Source organism: Lysinibacillus sp. CTST325 (genome assembly GCF_054665055.1).
This window is the reverse complement of record NZ_BAAFHO010000015.1, coordinates 66,142-82,089: the sequence shown is the minus strand read 5'-3', so window position 1 is coordinate 82,089 and position 15,948 is coordinate 66,142. Positions and strand designations below refer to the sequence as shown.

General features: G+C 36.8%; 19 protein-coding genes and 2 pseudogenes. 5 read left to right on the top strand and 16 right to left on the bottom strand.

From position 1 onward, the window contains the following. The first annotated feature begins 394 nt into the window (after positions 1-394). Complete coding sequence (locus ACYQ73_RS23580; RefSeq protein WP_460014670.1) at positions 395-604, top strand: hypothetical protein; 210 nt, start codon at positions 395-397, stop codon at positions 602-604. Positions 605-631: 27 nt separating this feature from the next. Beyond that, positions 632-1,633: a DUF2167 domain-containing protein gene (locus ACYQ73_RS23575; protein ID WP_460014669.1), complete on the top strand. Its 1,002-nt coding sequence runs from the start codon at positions 632-634 to the stop codon at positions 1,631-1,633. A gap of 367 nt (positions 1,634-2,000) precedes the next feature. Here ACYQ73_RS23575 and ACYQ73_RS23570 read toward each other — a convergent pair. After that, a pseudogene (locus ACYQ73_RS23570) lies at positions 2,001-2,590 on the bottom strand (IS66 family transposase); the annotation flags it as partial. A gap of 167 nt (positions 2,591-2,757) precedes the next feature. Between ACYQ73_RS23570 and ACYQ73_RS23565 the strand changes: the two are divergent. Next, the gene (locus ACYQ73_RS23565; protein WP_323646460.1) at positions 2,758-3,654 is read left to right on the top strand and encodes a DegV family protein; all 897 of its coding nucleotides are present in this window, start codon (positions 2,758-2,760) and stop codon (positions 3,652-3,654) included. A 260-nt stretch (positions 3,655-3,914) separates the two neighbouring features. Here the strand turns inward: ACYQ73_RS23565 and ACYQ73_RS23560 are convergent. From ACYQ73_RS23560 to ACYQ73_RS23515, 10 genes and pseudogenes are all read right to left on the bottom strand, one after another. Next, positions 3,915-4,141, bottom strand: a pseudogene (locus tag ACYQ73_RS23560) (DDE-type integrase/transposase/recombinase); the annotation flags it as partial. Between the two features lie 83 nt (positions 4,142-4,224). Beyond that, the gene (locus ACYQ73_RS23555; RefSeq protein WP_460014668.1) at positions 4,225-4,773 is read right to left on the bottom strand and encodes an IS66 family transposase; all 549 of its coding nucleotides are present in this window, start codon (positions 4,771-4,773) and stop codon (positions 4,225-4,227) included. Then, a complete protein-coding gene (locus ACYQ73_RS23550) occupies positions 4,715-4,843 on the bottom strand; it encodes an IS66 family transposase (RefSeq protein WP_460014667.1) in 129 nt (42 codons plus the stop codon). The genes ACYQ73_RS23555 and ACYQ73_RS23550 overlap by 59 nt, the downstream gene beginning before the upstream one ends. Beyond that, positions 4,840-5,148 (bottom strand): hypothetical protein, encoded by a 309-nt coding sequence (locus ACYQ73_RS23545; RefSeq protein WP_460014666.1) that lies wholly within the window; start codon positions 5,146-5,148, stop codon positions 4,840-4,842. The genes ACYQ73_RS23550 and ACYQ73_RS23545 overlap by 4 nt, the downstream gene beginning before the upstream one ends. Positions 5,149-5,370: 222 nt before the next feature. After that, positions 5,371-5,556 carry a hypothetical protein gene (locus ACYQ73_RS23540; RefSeq protein WP_460014665.1) on the bottom strand — a complete coding sequence of 62 codons (186 nt, stop codon included), beginning with the start codon at positions 5,554-5,556 and terminating at the stop codon, positions 5,371-5,373. A gap of 229 nt (positions 5,557-5,785) precedes the next feature. Beyond that, entirely contained in the window at positions 5,786-6,145 is a 360-nt protein-coding gene (locus tag ACYQ73_RS23535) for an SMI1/KNR4 family protein (protein ID WP_460014664.1), read from the bottom strand. Between the two features lie 373 nt (positions 6,146-6,518). After that, positions 6,519-7,403, bottom strand: a complete 885-nt coding sequence (locus ACYQ73_RS23530) for a sensor histidine kinase (protein ID WP_460014663.1) — start codon at positions 7,401-7,403, stop codon at positions 6,519-6,521. A gap of 13 nt (positions 7,404-7,416) precedes the next feature. Next, on the bottom strand, positions 7,417-8,199 hold the full coding sequence (locus tag ACYQ73_RS23525; RefSeq protein ID WP_460014662.1) for an ABC transporter permease: 783 nt from the start codon (positions 8,197-8,199) through the stop codon (positions 7,417-7,419). Then, positions 8,192-9,115, bottom strand: coding sequence for an ABC transporter ATP-binding protein (locus tag ACYQ73_RS23520; RefSeq protein ID WP_460014661.1), 924 nt, complete (start codon positions 9,113-9,115; stop codon positions 8,192-8,194). Before ACYQ73_RS23520 ends, ACYQ73_RS23525 begins: the two co-directional genes overlap by 8 nt. An 82-nt stretch (positions 9,116-9,197) precedes the next feature. Continuing rightward, on the bottom strand, positions 9,198-9,860 hold the full coding sequence (locus ACYQ73_RS23515; protein ID WP_460014660.1) for a response regulator transcription factor: 663 nt from the start codon (positions 9,858-9,860) through the stop codon (positions 9,198-9,200). 133 nt (positions 9,861-9,993) lie between these two features. On the opposite strand from ACYQ73_RS23515, the gene ACYQ73_RS23510 reads away from it, so the two are divergent. After that, positions 9,994-10,170, top strand: coding sequence for a hypothetical protein (locus tag ACYQ73_RS23510; protein ID WP_460014659.1), 177 nt, complete (start codon positions 9,994-9,996; stop codon positions 10,168-10,170). Positions 10,171-10,282: 112 nt separating this feature from the next. Here the strand turns inward: ACYQ73_RS23510 and ACYQ73_RS23505 are convergent, their stop codons facing one another. Further along, positions 10,283-11,164: a LysR family transcriptional regulator gene (locus tag ACYQ73_RS23505; protein ID WP_460014658.1), complete on the bottom strand. Its 882-nt coding sequence runs from the start codon at positions 11,162-11,164 to the stop codon at positions 10,283-10,285. A 122-nt stretch (positions 11,165-11,286) separates the two neighbouring features. Between ACYQ73_RS23505 and ACYQ73_RS23500 the strand changes: the two genes are divergently transcribed. Continuing rightward, on the top strand, positions 11,287-12,312 hold the full coding sequence (locus ACYQ73_RS23500; protein WP_460014657.1) for a DUF2332 domain-containing protein: 1,026 nt from the start codon (positions 11,287-11,289) through the stop codon (positions 12,310-12,312). 144 nt (positions 12,313-12,456) lie between these two features. On the opposite strand, the gene ACYQ73_RS23495 is transcribed toward ACYQ73_RS23500, so the two are convergent. The 4 genes from ACYQ73_RS23495 to cdaS form a co-directional block, all read right to left on the bottom strand. Beyond that, positions 12,457-13,512, bottom strand: a complete 1,056-nt coding sequence (locus tag ACYQ73_RS23495; RefSeq protein ID WP_460014656.1) for an LLM class flavin-dependent oxidoreductase — start codon at positions 13,510-13,512, stop codon at positions 12,457-12,459. 14 nt (positions 13,513-13,526) lie between these two features. Beyond that, positions 13,527-14,468, bottom strand: coding sequence for a ring-cleaving dioxygenase (locus ACYQ73_RS23490; protein WP_460014655.1), 942 nt, complete (start codon positions 14,466-14,468; stop codon positions 13,527-13,529). Between the two features lie 52 nt (positions 14,469-14,520). Next, on the bottom strand, positions 14,521-14,964 hold the full coding sequence (locus ACYQ73_RS23485; RefSeq protein ID WP_460014654.1) for a MarR family winged helix-turn-helix transcriptional regulator: 444 nt from the start codon (positions 14,962-14,964) through the stop codon (positions 14,521-14,523). 97 nt (positions 14,965-15,061) lie between these two features. Beyond that, complete coding sequence (cdaS, locus tag ACYQ73_RS23480; RefSeq protein ID WP_460014653.1) at positions 15,062-15,682, bottom strand: sporulation-specific diadenylate cyclase CdaS; 621 nt, start codon at positions 15,680-15,682, stop codon at positions 15,062-15,064. Positions 15,683-15,948: the final 266 nt, after the last annotated feature.

The following is a 15,948-nucleotide window of genomic DNA, read 5'->3' as shown; positions in this document are numbered from 1 at the left end:
ATGTCCTAGTCTCGTGCGCTAACTATAATTAAAAATAGGTTAACACAAAAATAAAGCAATAAAAACTGAACTATTGTCAATAAATTCCGAAAAACACCTGTCGATTTCGCATTGAAGTAATTGTAGCTGACGCTTTGCTTTCGCTACTGAAAACGTTTGTTGCTCTTGCTTCGCTTTCGAACAGATAAACAATGCGACCGGATTTTATATAGTAGTTAGTTGGTTGGTAAATCGTTTTTATATAGAAAATCCAACCTCCAGAAAAACATCCTCTTATTTCCATCGATTCTTAATTACAACAAAAGTTATATGACTATTTACACCGTTGCCACATTTTGGTTTATATGATAATCTACAGAAGTATTTTTCCATTATTTTATCAAGGAGGTTAATTATGTTACGTACTGGTATTATATTTTTAATTTTAGGGTTAGGGGCATTCATACTGCCGCAATTCGGTATACAATTCAAATTATTTACCGTTTTTGGCAAAATTTTTGGCGGAGGCGAAACCTTTGTTGAAATTGCTTTTGCAGGTATCGGCGCCATCCTAGTAGCCATTCATTTATTTAAAGGAAATAAGGACAAGTCGTCCGCAGCGTAAGAACACAGATTTGGGAGGAAGCTATTTTTGAAATCGTTGATTGCAAAACTATTAAAATCAGTAACTGTTATGACTCTTATTATAATGGCGTGTGCGGTTCCCGCATACGCCGAAGAGGAGCTGAATTGGGTAGAAGGTGGACAGAAAGTCGACGTAGGGACCAATTTAGCAGAACTGGAGTTAGGCAGTGATTTTCTTTTTCTTAATGCCGAAGATACGAAAAAGTATCTAACTCAGGGCGGAATGGAACCAAGCGGGTCAGAAATCGGTGTGGTTTTCCCAAAGGATGAAAATCAGACTTGGGCCGTTTATTTCGAATATGAAGAATCTGGACATATAGAAGACGACGAGAAAACGGAAATCGATGCTGATGCCTTGTTGGAAAGCTACAAAGAAGGTACGGAAGAAATGAATAAGGAGTTAAGCCCTGAAAATCAGTTATTCGTTGACAAATGGGATGTTGCTCCATTCTACGACAACCAATTACATAGTTTGTCGTGGTCTTTATTGGCGCATGATAATCAGAACAACGGTGTTATTAACTACAATGTGCGAATTCTATCCCGCGAAGGCTATATCTCAGCGATACTCGTCTCAGATCCGGCGAATTTGCAGGCCGATCGTATAGTGTTTAACAACAAGATTCTAAAGCAGTTTAACTTAAAGCAAGGTCAGCGCTATGAGGATTTTGACAAAAAAACCGATAAGGTAGCTGAATTTGGCTTGACTGGATTAATTCTTGGAGGCGCGGGTCTAGCGGTTGCAAAAAAAGCGGGCTTGCTTGCTGTGCTAATCCCTCTTTTGAAGAAGTTTTGGATCGTGCTTTTGCTGTTCGGCGGAGCGATTTGGGGCTTTATTCGCAAAAAACTCGGAATGAAGAAAGAGCAGTCTGAGCAGCAACCGACACAATCGGAGCAAACGGAACAGTCGGAACAACCGGCACAGTCGGAGCAAACGGCACAGTCGGAGCAAACGGAACAGGAACAGGACCAGGCGAGTGAACGCAGCAAGGTTAATTCGCATGAGTAATAACCGCTAAACGCTTTTCGGAGTGGTTATTGAATTGTTCCAAAAATAAGAATAATCAAAGCCCTTCCTATTCGCTCCATAGCCGAGTGATTAGGAGGGGCTTTTATATCGTTTATTCATTTAAATAGAAGCTCCTTATAAAATAAGCTGCCTAGTGAAAACTATCACCGACACATAATAACCTTCTCAAAACACCTTAGATTACATTATCCCCAAGTTTAAGTGACGAAAATAATAAGATATTTTAATGACCATATTCACTCAATTCTTTAAATAACTCTGTGAGCCCGAAATATAAAAAATATGCGCACCTTTCCGGACCGCACTACGAATGTCCATCTATCTGAAATTTTTTTCGAATAGATGGCTATTTTGCACATGTGGCTTGGATATTTTTCGACCAAGGCATGTATTTATTTAAAATTTGGGGTTGCTGATGGATCGGTAAATTCGGCAGCTCCATCCTTAGTTTAACTAAATATTGATAGAAATCGATACCATTCGCTTTTGCTGTTTCAGCCAGACTCAAGCAGTGCATGCGCTTTAGCACCAGCTTCACTCACAGAAAAACGCCAGTTCTTTCGGCCAATCACATTAGGACGAATCGGATTTTCAGCTGGATTATTATCAATTCCAATCCGACCATCGAACAGAGAAACTTTTAACCCATGTACACGATTTAATGTGTTTTTGGAAACCTTATCCAAGGTGTTTTTTTCCGAAGAATGGCGATTTATCTACCCATTCCTGAAACTTTTCGACAATCGGTTTTGATTGCTTTTGCTGTGCTTTACGACGCTTTCCTGGTAAGAGATGCTTATATTGCCGTTCTAAGCGATACAGTTGATCACAGTAATCCAAGCCGATTTTCCCATTTTCGCTATCGGGTTTCAGCCAATAACGTCGTATATGCGTCCAACAATTAGCGAATGAAATATTAGATAGCTTACCGTATGCTTATAAAATGCTATTTTTATCGCAATTATTGTCGAAATAATGTCGAAGATTATAAAAAAATAAATACAGTATTATAAATATCACTACTCATGATGATCTTATCTGTGTATAGTTGCATAAGATAAAATGAATAATATTCTACGATAGATGAAGGGGATTACTTTTAAATGGGAAAGAAAATTGCATGGGTTACAGATACAGCAGCATTGTTAGATGAAAAGTTCATACAGGACAATCAAATTCACGTATTACCACTTAATATAGTGTTCGAAGAAGGGGCTTTACGCGAAACTGTTGATATGACACATGATCAGTTTTACGAAAAGCTACGAAATGCTAAAAAAAATCCAAAGACATCACAACCTGCTATTGGTGAAGTTGTAGACTTATATAAATCATTAAAAGAACAAGGGTATACATGTGCAATTGCAATTCATACCTCTCAACATCTTTCGGGCACTTATCAAAGCACTTTCACAGCAGCTGGTCAAGCTGAATTTGAAGTATATCCAGTGGATTCAAAAATCGGGTCATTTCCGATGATGAAAATGATTAAACTCGGTCAGCAGTTAGAGCGTGAAGGTTTTGAACCTGGCTATATTGTTGAAAGAATCAATGAGATGGCAGATAACAGTGAGCTTTCATTTATTCCGGCTAACTTATCACAATTACATAAAAGTGGTCGAGTTTCAGGGACTCAAGCATTTTTAAGTAACTTGTTGAATATTAAAGTTGTCATATCATTTGAAGATGGGAAGCCGGTTATGAAAGAAAAAGTACGCGCTACGACTAGAGCTAAAACATATGTACAAAATGTTTTAAATACAGATCTAGAAAAAAGTATTATCCCTGAAGTTGCAATTATTCACTGTAATGATGAAGAAGGCGCAACCGCTTGGAAAAAAGCTTTAGAGAACGAATATCCGCTCATAAACTTCTCCGTATTACCACTAAGTGCTTGTGTAGCGGTTCATGCAGGTGAAGGAACGCTTGGTTTAAGTTGGGTACGTCTACCAGAGCTTGCACCACTTAAGAAAAAGAAAGCTGAATTAGTTACTATATAAACATAATTGTAATCTAAATTATTGTAGGTACATGAAGTTGCGAAATTTCTATAAACCAACTATTATACAGTCAGAGAGCATTTTAGCTTAAGTAAACTGGCAGATGTAACGTTATTTTTTGAATGATATCAGTGTTTTCATTCAGGTATGGGGGACTGGCTGTTAAATTTTGTTTGAATACGGATATTGTTATTATAGGTAATTTAGTCTTCGGCGATTTGTATCATATGCGCATTTGTCGTGCGGTAGATTTCGTCGAGATAGAACGTTTCAATTGGGGAATTATCAGTGGGCGTGCCTTTGCGGGACATGCTTAGGGTAATTCCTTTTTCTTTGACTGATTTTTGATACGCATATGATGTGTACACAGAACCTTGATCGCTATGCAAGATGCAGCCTTGCGGTAGAATTGATATAAAGTATCCAAAACGAATGACGTATCTTGTGTAGAAACAATTGTTTGCGCTACAATTTCTCCGATATAGAGTAAGCCCAAAATATAAAAAAAAGCGCACCTTTTCGGTACACACGACGAATGGCCATCTATCCTAATTTTTTTCGGATAGATGGCTAGTTTGTACATGTGGCTTGGATTTTTTTCGACCAAGGCATGTAATTATTTAAAATCTCTGGCTGCTGATGAATCGGTAAATTTGGCAATTCTGTCATTAACGTCACTAGGTATTGATAGAAATCGATGCCGTTTGCTTTTGCCGTTTCAGCCAAACTTAAACAGATGGCTTTCGCTTTAGCGCCTGCTTCACTAACAGAGAAAAGCCAGTTCTTACGACCAATCACATTTGGACGAATCGCATTTTCAGCCGGATTATTATCGATTTCCATCCTACCGTCGAACAGAAAAGCTTTTAATCCATGTACACGATTTAATGTGTATTCCGCAACTTTGGCTAAGGTATTTTTTCCGAAGAAAGGTGATTCTCCACCCATTTTAAGAATTTCTCTACAATCGGCTTTGAATGTTTTTGCCGTGATTTTCGGCGTTTGACGTTCTAGGTGATACAGTTGATCACAGTAATCCACGCCAATTTGCCCGTTTTTGCTATCGGCTTTCCAGCCAATAACGTCGCACATGCGCCCTACAGTTGGCGAACGTGACATCAGATAGATTAGCGTATGCCGAATAACCATCACAAATCATGGTTCCTTTAAAGCCTTCTGAAAAAATCATTCAGAAAAAAGTTCTGTTGCCTTTTCCTGTAACTCAATACCTATTCCCTCTAATTCTTCCAAAAACTCAACGTCAAAATATCCTGCTTGAAATGAAAATGCACCATAGATATCAACCATAGCTAATGCTACCTTTTTGGGAACTGTCTCTTTATCCTTATAGTATTGTGTTAATACATCCAGTGCCTCTCTCACTTGATTTAATAAAACCGAATCTAATTCCCTATTCGTTCTTAATTTTACTGGTACTGAATTTTCACTTATTAACCCATCACAAATTATACCAAACGCTTCTTTTATATCCATAAATCCACTCCATTTGTAAATTCAAGAAAATTACCTTTCATCTTTTAAAATATAAGGTCTTTTGTAATTTCCATACTGAGTAGCAAAAACAAAGGGCAATAAACCCTTTTTAATTGTTTTATTCCCCTTTCTATCATTTATCATTTAATAGGAACATCAAACTCAATATAAAGTACACCATTTCGTCGTTACCATCTAAAAGGTTCGCCTAAATAATCCAAATCAAGTTATCCCTATTCCAAATAATTGAAAGGGGGAATTTTTTGAAAGCCCTGTTTTAATCTTTTCAATTTCTTCAATGGCTTTTTGTTTCCAATGCTCCTTTAATCTACAATCTTCATCATAAAAACTTTCGTTATGAAGTTGAGAAATTAAATCTGCTAACTCAAACCACTCTAGTATATTCATTGACATATTCACCATGTTTTCAGAACTAAAATCCTCAAGGTCATGATCATAAAAAAATACGGTTGGTGGTGATTTTATATCATCAAGATCAATTATCCAAAAATCGCCTCTCCCACTTTCGGCAAATATCCAATGGCTTTCTTTAAATTCACTAAAATCTTCGTGATACTCTTTATTATATTTTTTCGCTTTTTCATAAGATAAAAAAACATGATCTGCCTAGCTGCCGCTACAAAAGGCATTTGCTGAAAGAAGTTAAAATAGGATTCCCTGAGCCATCATTTGAAATAACATAGGCATCCTTCAATTCATGCGGAATCATATCTTCTCCACCTTTTTTAAACCAATGTGTAAGTTCAACTACAGTACTTTTTCCAATAAAACTTCCGTTATTAAATGCATGTATATTTAAGCCGACACAAGCACCTCCAAATATTTTAATAAATTGAATATACTCTTCGTTAAACTTTACATTTAAAACTTGTTCAGCATTCAATATTTCTTCGTCGGTTGCTGGCATTCCTTTAAACCCTTTGAACTCACTTTTGTTCAAAAAAGATTCAATTCTACTAATAAGATTGGCATCCATATTTAGCGCTCTCCCCCATATACAAAAATCAGTATGATCATATTACTGAATATCACTTTACGCTTTCAAATGTCTAATAAGTATGAAAATGCCTTTTTTCTTCATTGAAGAACTCCCTAATCTAATGGTCATCTAGTGAAACTATTTTTATATGACTAAGTCATAGAGATACGAGATATCCCTAGTAATACAAGTCCAATCCAAATTTTTTTAGGGGTACATAAAATGATGAAATCACCACCAACATAACCATCACCACATATACTATAATTACCATAAATAGTTTTATAATTCCATAGTGATTATAACATTGTTATAAACGTTTCATGTAATAGTAGTAGCCAAGATGCACTAAGCTTCTTGGCTACTACTATTACAAATTCTTTTTTAAACACACTAAAAACTCAATCATGCCATTTTCTATTTTGGCCGTAGCATTTCCACCTAATTTTTCTGCTAGCAGCTTGACAATAGATAGCCCTAGACCCGTGTTTTTACGTCTGGAATTATCTGTTGTATAAAATCGATCAAAGAGCTGGTTAGGATTTAGTTGAATATTTTCGTCAATCGGATTTTGAAAACAGATATATGCATGTTCTTCTTCTAACCATATCTTGATCGTGACATCACCTTGAGCATGCATGATGCTATTTCGTACTAGGTTTTGCACAATACGTAAAAGCATTTCTTCATCAGAGTTAATAATGAGCGGCTCAAAATTAGGTAAGTTGACGGCTATTCCTTTTTGTTCAAATTGTGCAAAGGCACCAGCAATCTCTTCAAATACGATGTTTGATATATTAATACGATCCTTTTTGGGTTGATCTTCATTACTATGCAAATAGGAATATTCAAAAAATGTTGCTAATAATTGCTCTAGTCTTCCAACATGTTTTTGTGCGACTCCAAGCTTTGCAAGCTGCTTTTCTGTTAAGGGTTCTTTTAAAAGCATTTGTTGATAGCCCTTTATCGCAGTTAGTGGCGTACGAAAATCATGAGAAATGTTTGAAATCATTTCCTTATAGTATTTTTCCTCCCGTTTAATATACGACCTTGATTTCTGCGATTCTATCAATATGCGATTTATATTTGCCACTAGTTGATTTATTTCTTTGTTTAATAGCTCTACGCTAATTGGCTGCGTATATTGCTCATGTAGACGTTGTGACAATTGTATGTTCATCAATCGTATTTGCCTTTGTATATAAAAAATATAAAACAATAATCCTACAATGACTACAACTGCCACAATCCACATTCCCTACATCCCCTTACTTGATTTCTGCTTTTCTAAATGTCACGAATGTTAAATATATAATTACTACTATAAAGATGACACAAATGAAAACGGCCGAAATTATATCACCTTTACTCATGCTTAAATTAATCGTAAGATACTCCGCTGAATATGGTGTGAAGGATAATACCTTATCTATCATCTCAAATGAATCCTGAAAACTAGCGACCTGCCCAAAGAACATGGACATCATGTAATACGCAGCTACTACAAGCACCGATTTTCTTAAGGCAAACGCAAGAAAAATACAAGTCGTTAACTGTGCAAGATAGACTATAGTCATTGTGCACATTATTGTTACGTATTCGCCAAAGCTACCACTAGTAGTCGAAGTTAGAATGCTTAAAAAACCTGCTGCTTTCCCGCCCATGCTAAACGTGCTGTCCATTGATAAACCAATTATTGTCACGATGATATACGGGCTTACAAGAACAATAAGTAATATCCAGAAAACAATCGCTTTACTTATAACAATTTGGATTCTTGCAAAGCCGCTTATAATTGGATGATGAATATTTTTGGTATCAAAATCTGAACAAATAAGTGTAGTAGCAAGTACTGCACCTACTATTGACATCGTATTCATATCAGATAGTAGAAAACCAACGTTGCTGATGCTTTCATTTATTGAGTTATTGCCAATCCCATAGGCAATACTAAACATTGCTGTTGCAGAACATGTTGTGAGAGCCAATAAGACCCAAAATATTTTGGATTTAGTTGTTTTATAGAGGTAAGCACGTACTAAATTAAACATGGTTCTCACCTCCAATTAACGTAAGGAAGTAGTTCTCTAATGTGTCTCCTTGTAGACTAAATTCCGTAAGTGTTACCCCATTTTCGAATAAGGCGGTTGATACGTCCCCAAGATCCTCTAAGAAATCATACAATTTAATCGTTTTATTTGGCATGACTTGAAAATTTTGTGTTTTAAGATTTGTTTCTAATACATGCGCACATTGTTCGGGAGCTGTACAACCAATGCGAATATAATGTCTACATTCTTCGTCGAGCTGTTGTTGCGTCATTTGTTTCATAATTTTCCCTTTATGAATAATGATATAATCAGTTGTTGTTTGATAAAGTTCCGGTAAATTATGACTCGAAATTAAAATTGTCATCTGTCGCTCTTCACAAAGCCGTGTTAAAAGCTGACGAATTTCAACAACACCTATAGGATCTAACCCATTCACTGGCTCATCTAAAATCAATAACTCTGGGTTAGTTAATAACGCAATAGCGATGCCTAAACGTTGTTTCATGCCTAGTGAAAAATGCTTAGCTTTCTTATTGTTGGTACTCGTCAATCCAACCAATTGCAGTATTTCATCCTCTAGCTCTTCATTCGGAATCCCCCGCATTAAACGATGATATTTAAGGTTACCTTTTGCAGTCATATCAGGGCTAATCGCCGGTTGTTCAATCATGCTGGCAATACGTTTTCGTTGCTGCTGTATTTCCTTGTTAGACGATTTTCCAAATAACTCAAATGAACCTTCTGTTTGAAAACTAATCCCTGAAACAATCTTCATTAAGGTTGTTTTTCCCGCACCGTTTTCACCAATAAGCCCATAAATACGTCCTTCTTTTAATTCGATTGATACGTCGTGAAGTACTGTATGCTTTTTATATGTTTTCGTTAATTGATTTGTTTTTAATATGGTTTCTCCCATATTAAGCACCTCCCTTTCATATTCATAGATTACTCATGAAAGGTATAGATAAAGTAAAGATGGCGTATAGATTACGGATAATTTATGGACGTAAACGATAACCAAGCCCACGAAGCGTCTCGATATAATCCGCTTGTGGATTTTTTGTCTTTAATTTATGTCGAAGATTACTAATATGGATTTTAATAATATGTTCATCCCCTAAATATTCTTCCTGCCAAATGGATTCATATAAATTTGCTTTCGTGAATACTTTCTCTTGGTTTGTCATAAATAATTCGAGCAATAGATATTCCTTTGCAGTTAGCAAGACCTCTCCACCACTCACTGTAACTCGCTTAGCGACATCATCCAGTACTATATCCTTATATTGCAGCTGCTTCATAGGTGTAGCTTGTTTTTTAACACGACGTAATATCGATTCAATACGGGCAAGAACCTCACCAAGGTCAAATGGTTTCGTAATATAATCATCCGCTCCTAAACGAAGCAAATCAATTTTTGTTGACACTAAATCTTTAGCTGAAATCATAACAACAGGTACATCCGAAATAGCGCGAATTTCTTTTAATAATTCATCCCCACTTTTATAGGGAAGCATAATATCAAGAAGCACAATATCAAACTCATTTTGTAAAAATGCCCGGTAACCTTCTACTCCATCCATCACACTTGTTACCTGATAATCTGCTTGCTCAAACAATTCGGTTAACATCGCATTTACATCTTCATGATCCTCAACCATTAAAATTCTCAATATAATCACGCCTTTGTTAAAATATCCCTATTGGTATTATATAAAACTTTACGTCGTTCAACATTAAATTTTTAAGAGCTATCACCATAACGTGGGTTGATTTCCGTTCCGACTGGGCGCATTGTCGCTGACGCTTCGCTTTCGCACAGAGCAAAGCTTCCTGGGGGCGTCCGATGAGCCGCTTCGCTACAGGGTCTCGGGCCAACACGATGTTGGTCACGAAGACGTTATCACAGGATGTGATGGTTTTAGCCTTCGTTCCTCTATCACTAATCCCCAAGGAGTCGCCCAGTCGTAACGAAGATCAACTTACATGGCATAGGTTTTACTAACGACTTCCCTACTTTTGATATGACCATTAATATAGCTATGAAATCGATAATTAATTCTCGGGATGGTTGACTATAATTTTATAAATAATCCCTTGTCTGCAATAAACATAATAGCTCTTCTGGAATTTTTACTGAATCCTTATAAAAAAGATATACAGGAACACTTGGCAAAGCTAATTCATCGAAGGGAACGATATTAAACCGACCTTCCATCCGCTCTCTTCTCACAATCATCCGTGGCAAAAATGACATGCCTAGTCCATCTTTTATTAAGCGCTTTACCACATAGGATTGGGATATGGACACTTGCTTGGTCACTACATATTTTTCCTGAATTTTATGTAATAAAGCATCCCAAATAGTTGGATGATGATGTGTAAATAAAGTGTAGGTTTGAAATAATTCCTCATAATCAATATAAGCTCCTGTCTCATCATCGAAAGCATCCAGTGGAATAACCAATTCTAAAGGACTCTCTACAAGAAGCTCTTGGTGCCAATGGCGGTAACGTGTTGGCAATAAGGAAACACCAATATGCGACTTATCACTATTTATTAAATCCTCAATTTTTGCTGAATCCTCTACTAGAATCGATATTTCAATGGCAGGATTTTCATTGATAAACTGATAGATAACATAAGGCAATATCGTTTCCACCATTAAAGGAGTCATTGCAATCACTAGTTTTTCTTCAATACCCTTTGTTGCTAACTGAAAACGTTCAATACTTTTTTCCCATTGATGAATGATTTGCTGAGCTTCTATTAGAAAAAGCTGTCCTGCCTCCGTCAATTGCACACGATTTTTTTCACGTTTAAATAATTTAACATTCAAAAATTGTTCTAGCTGATGAATATGAACTGTAATACTTGGCTGTGATAAATGAAGTTCTTCTGCGGCTTCTCGAAAATTACAAGATTTAGCGGCTACTACAAAAGACTGTATCCATTTATAATCCAAAATCTCACCCCATTCATTAATGTTGTTAATCAACTTCATTAACTATATTTAATTTACTAAATTATCCAACAATAATAAACTAAAAATAGAATCGATTACTTTTACACAAAGGGGAGAATCGTATGTTAGCTAAATTAAGTAAGCAATTTCGTACTTTTGCAAAAAATGAATGTGAAAACTCAAGTCCACTGTATGAACATTTAGCGAATAAAATTGCCGATGATGATGAACTCTTAAAAGTTGCTGCATTTATACCCCAAGGACAACCTGTACCAAATTTATTATTAGCTGGCGTTCAATATTTGCTGCCATCATCAAATGATGAATTAGTTAATTTTTATCCATCCTTAACGACAACACCCAAAGCAATAAATGAAGTGTACCCTGTTTTTAAAGCATTCGTCTTGTCCCATTCAGAAGAATTGAAGACTTTATTTCAAGAAAAACTTGTCCAGACAAATGAAATTCGTCGTTGTTCTTACCTTTACCCGATGATGACAGAAATTTATGAACGCCATCAAAAACCACTAGCCTTCATAGAAATCGGGGCAAGTGCAGGACTTCAACTTGGAATGGATCAATACAATTACTGCTATAATCAACAGCTTCATATAAACAATTCAAATAGCGCTTTCGTCTTGTCCTCAGAAAATCGGGGAGAACCGCTTCCAGCTTCCATTTCAAATGCGCCAGTTGTTTGTAAGCGAGTTGGTATTGATTTAAATCCTATTGATATTCATAACGAGGAAGAGCTTCGTTGGTTACAGGCATTAATTTGGCCAGAGCATCAAGAACGTAGACTTTTATTAAATCAAGCACTTCCTATTTTAAAAGAACTCGATTTAGAGCTGATAAAAGGAGATGCTATTAAACTTATAAAAGAGATTAGTAGAGATATAAATCAAGATGCGCTATTAGTTGTTTATCATACGCATGTGGCCAATCAAATCCCCATGGAATTACGCCTTGAACTAATTGAACAATTAAAAGAAATCAGCATGGAACGACCTCTCTACCATTGTTATAACAATTTATTTGATATGCTATTGCATCAAGATTTTATTGATCAAGGAGAAATAACATCAAACCGTAGTATGGAGCGCCCTGATGGTCATGCTCGGTGGTTTAAGTGGGCCAACCAAAACTAAATATTTACACGAAAAAACGCTGCATAAGATTTAATCTCATGCAGCGTCATAAAGTATGGCCCTCCGGCAAAACGAGGGGTTGATCTCCGTTCCGGCCGGGCGCTTTACTGGGGGCGTCGGGCTATCTTCTATCTGTTACTCCCCTTATTTTGCTGTATATTTTTTGATCACAGGTAGAATGTCGTTCCCTATAATTTCAATATTTTTCATTAATTTATCGAATGGCACACCGCCAAAGTCAATTTGTGCCATAAATCGCTGCATGCCATAGAGCTCGTATTGGTACAGTAATTTTTCAATAATTTGCTCCTTACTTCCGACCATTAAGGCGTCTCGTGTATCTGGCGCTTCCTCAAATTGTTGCTTTGGGTAACCCGTGCCACGAATTGCTTGGAAACCACCATTTAAATGTGGGTACATCCCTTCTAGTGCCTCTTGTGTCGTATCAGCAACATAGAAAAGGCTAGTTGTAGCAATCGGTAACTCTTGCGGATCAAAGCCACTTCGCTCTGCTGCCTCTCTGTAGGCATCAACTGATGGCTTAAAGTTAACAGCGGGACCACCTAATGTCGTTAGCATCATCGGAATACCCATATAGCCAGCTTTAATGGCACTTGCAGGTGGTCCACCGACAGCTCGCCAAATTGGCAACGACCCATTTTTAGGTTGTGGCAAAATTTGTGCACTGTGAAGTGGTGCACGGAATTGTCCTTCCCAAGTGACCAGTTCGTTGTCATTTATTTTTTTCAGTAACTCTAATTTTTCTTCAAAAATTTCTTCATAATCCTTTAAATCAACGCCTAGTAATTGATATGCACCAACTCGAGAGCCACGCCCTGCGACTATTTCTGCACGTCCATCTGAAATTAAATCGATCGTTGCAAAATCTTCATATACGCGTACTGGATCAGAGACACTTAGTACTGTTGCAGAGCTTGCTAATTTAATTTTTGATGTAGCTTGTGCGATTGCTCCTAAAACAACCGTGTGTGCCTGTGTCGTAAAGTACGACTGATGACTTTCGCCAACAGCAAAAACATCAATACCTGCTTGTTCTGCAAGCTGACTTGCTTCAATTAGTCCTTGGATTCGTTGCTGAGCTGAAATACGTTCACCTGTTAATGGATTTGGAATATGATCCCCTAATGAATAAAGGCCAAATTCGATGCCTTTCGATTGATCAATACGGTATTTTTCCATGATAAAATCTCTCCTTAATCTAGTGGCTCTAAAATAGCTTCGATTTCTGCACGCCTTTCTTCTAAAAATGGTGGAAGATCAAGTTCTTTGCCAAGATCCTCTATTGCCGAATCAACTGTAAATCCTGGGCCATCTGTCGCCATTTCAAATAAAATCCCATTACGGTCTCTAAAATAAAGGCTTTGGAAATAATAACGATCCACAATACCAGTACTATCAAAGCCCTGCTCCTTAATTTTGAGATCCCACTGTTGCAATTCCTCCACTGTGCCAACACGTAGTGCAAGATGATGAATACTACCACGTCCAGGTTTCTCACTTGGCCCTTCTAATTCTTGAACGACGATTTCCCCAATCACTTCACCAGGAATGGATTGCAATACCGCTTCTTTTTCACTTTCTGTTACAGCTGTGTAATTAAAAAGCTCTTTTAATAAGCTTACTGTCCGTTGCAAATAACGAACTGTCATTTCAACTGTACCCATTCCTAAAATGCGATGTTCTGCAGGGATATCAGAGCCGTCCCATGGGTGCCAATGAGATGGTGTTTCATGACCATGATTGTTTAAAAGGACCATTCGTAATCCTTCATGATCCTCAAAAAACAATGCATCTTTACCTGCATAAGTTGTTATTTCACTATGTTCAATCTCTAACTGTTGAAAACGAGCTTTCCAATATTGCAGACTATCATAGCTTGGCACTAGTAGCCCAATACGTGTAATGGCATTTGTTCCGCGAACTGTCCGTCCTGCTACAGGCATTTCAAAAAACGTTAATTCTGTACCCGGTGCTCCTGTTATGTCTCCATAAAACAAGTGATACATGGAAGGCGAATCTTGGTTTACTGATTTCTTTACACGACGTAAGCCGAGAATTTTTGTGTAAAAATCATTATTACGTTTACCGTTTTTTGTTAGCATTGATATATGATGATGTCCACTTAATTTGTTCACGAATGTTTCCTCCTCATTTTCACTTGACTAAGCAAGTGATAGTGTAAAAAAATCACGCTGGTGGTAATTTTTTATCACGACTATGCTTCTCTATTTTCGATATTAGTGTATTTAAAGTTTTCATTTCTTCGTCTGTTAATACTTCTTCAAAAAATGAAGATTGAAATTGTAGCTGACTTGGTGTTGCCGCATCAATCATCTGCTCGCCTTTAGCTGTTAGTGAGATTGTTTTAGTCTTCCAATTTTGCTTACGTTCAATAAGTCCATCTTTTTCAAGACGAGCAAGCATCCGAGACATACCACCTTGCGTCACTATCACTTTCTCTGCTAATTGGGATTGCGTTAACGGTGCATATGTCTTAATTTGGATTAGGACATCAAATTGTGCAGTCGTTAAGTTAAAGCGCTTTAAAAACTCATTGGATAGTTGATTACTTTGATTTGTAAAGCGCATCATCCGAATCCACGTCAGTGTTCCGAGCGTGTGTTTTCGCATCGCTTCCTCCCCCTCTCATACATCACTTTACAACGCAAATGATAAATAAGCAAGGAAAATATCTCGAATTCAAGATTTTTTTAGTGTGAAGCTCACACTATATAATGCCATGCGTCGTAATTGGATATAAATTTCCTTTAAAGGCAAAGGAAATTCTTCCTGTTTCTTCAGACACTATCATGACAAGCGCATCACTTACTTCACTTAACCCTAATGCTGCTCGATGTCTTGTGCCCAGTTTCTTTTCTCCCGTATATCTCTCTGACAGTGGCAGTACATTTGCTGCTGATTTAATTAGATTTTGGCTTATTAAAACGGCACCATCATGAAGAGGATTTCCAGGAAAAAAAATAGTTTCTAATAAGGAATGCGTTACTTCTGCACCAATATGAATACCAGGCTGTATAATAGATGATACAGAATCCTCCCGTTCAATAACAATTAGTCCGCCGTGTCTTCTTTTAGACATATTTTGTACGCTATGCGAAAGCTCAGGATATTTTTCAGTAAACGGCGAAAGATAGCAATTCAAATAAAACGTAGCAGCCTTCATTTCAATCGTTACAAATTTCTCTTTTATTTTTTCAAAATTCCCAAGAAGACAGTTTGCATCCGTATCCATTGCTTCTACACTTTGCTGTAATGAATGAATGACTTGCAGAAGCTCTTCCTTTAATGTTTGTTTCATTGGTGAAAAATCACAATTTATTGGATCCAAAAAAACACCCCGCTTTTCAATTTTTTTTTTTGAAACAACTCGTATTTATTATTAGTGTCTCTAGATGGAATTATTTTATTCGCCTTGACTAATACACCCTGCTTATAATGTATGCTTTGCTTGTAGATCAAATATCTATCATTAAGGCATTTTTCAGAAAATGTAGCTCTTGTAAAATTAGGTATCATACAAATAGAAAAAGAGAAATCGTGGAATCAATTTTACGTTTCAAAGTTAATTTAACATTTCCAGTTTTTTCTTTTATA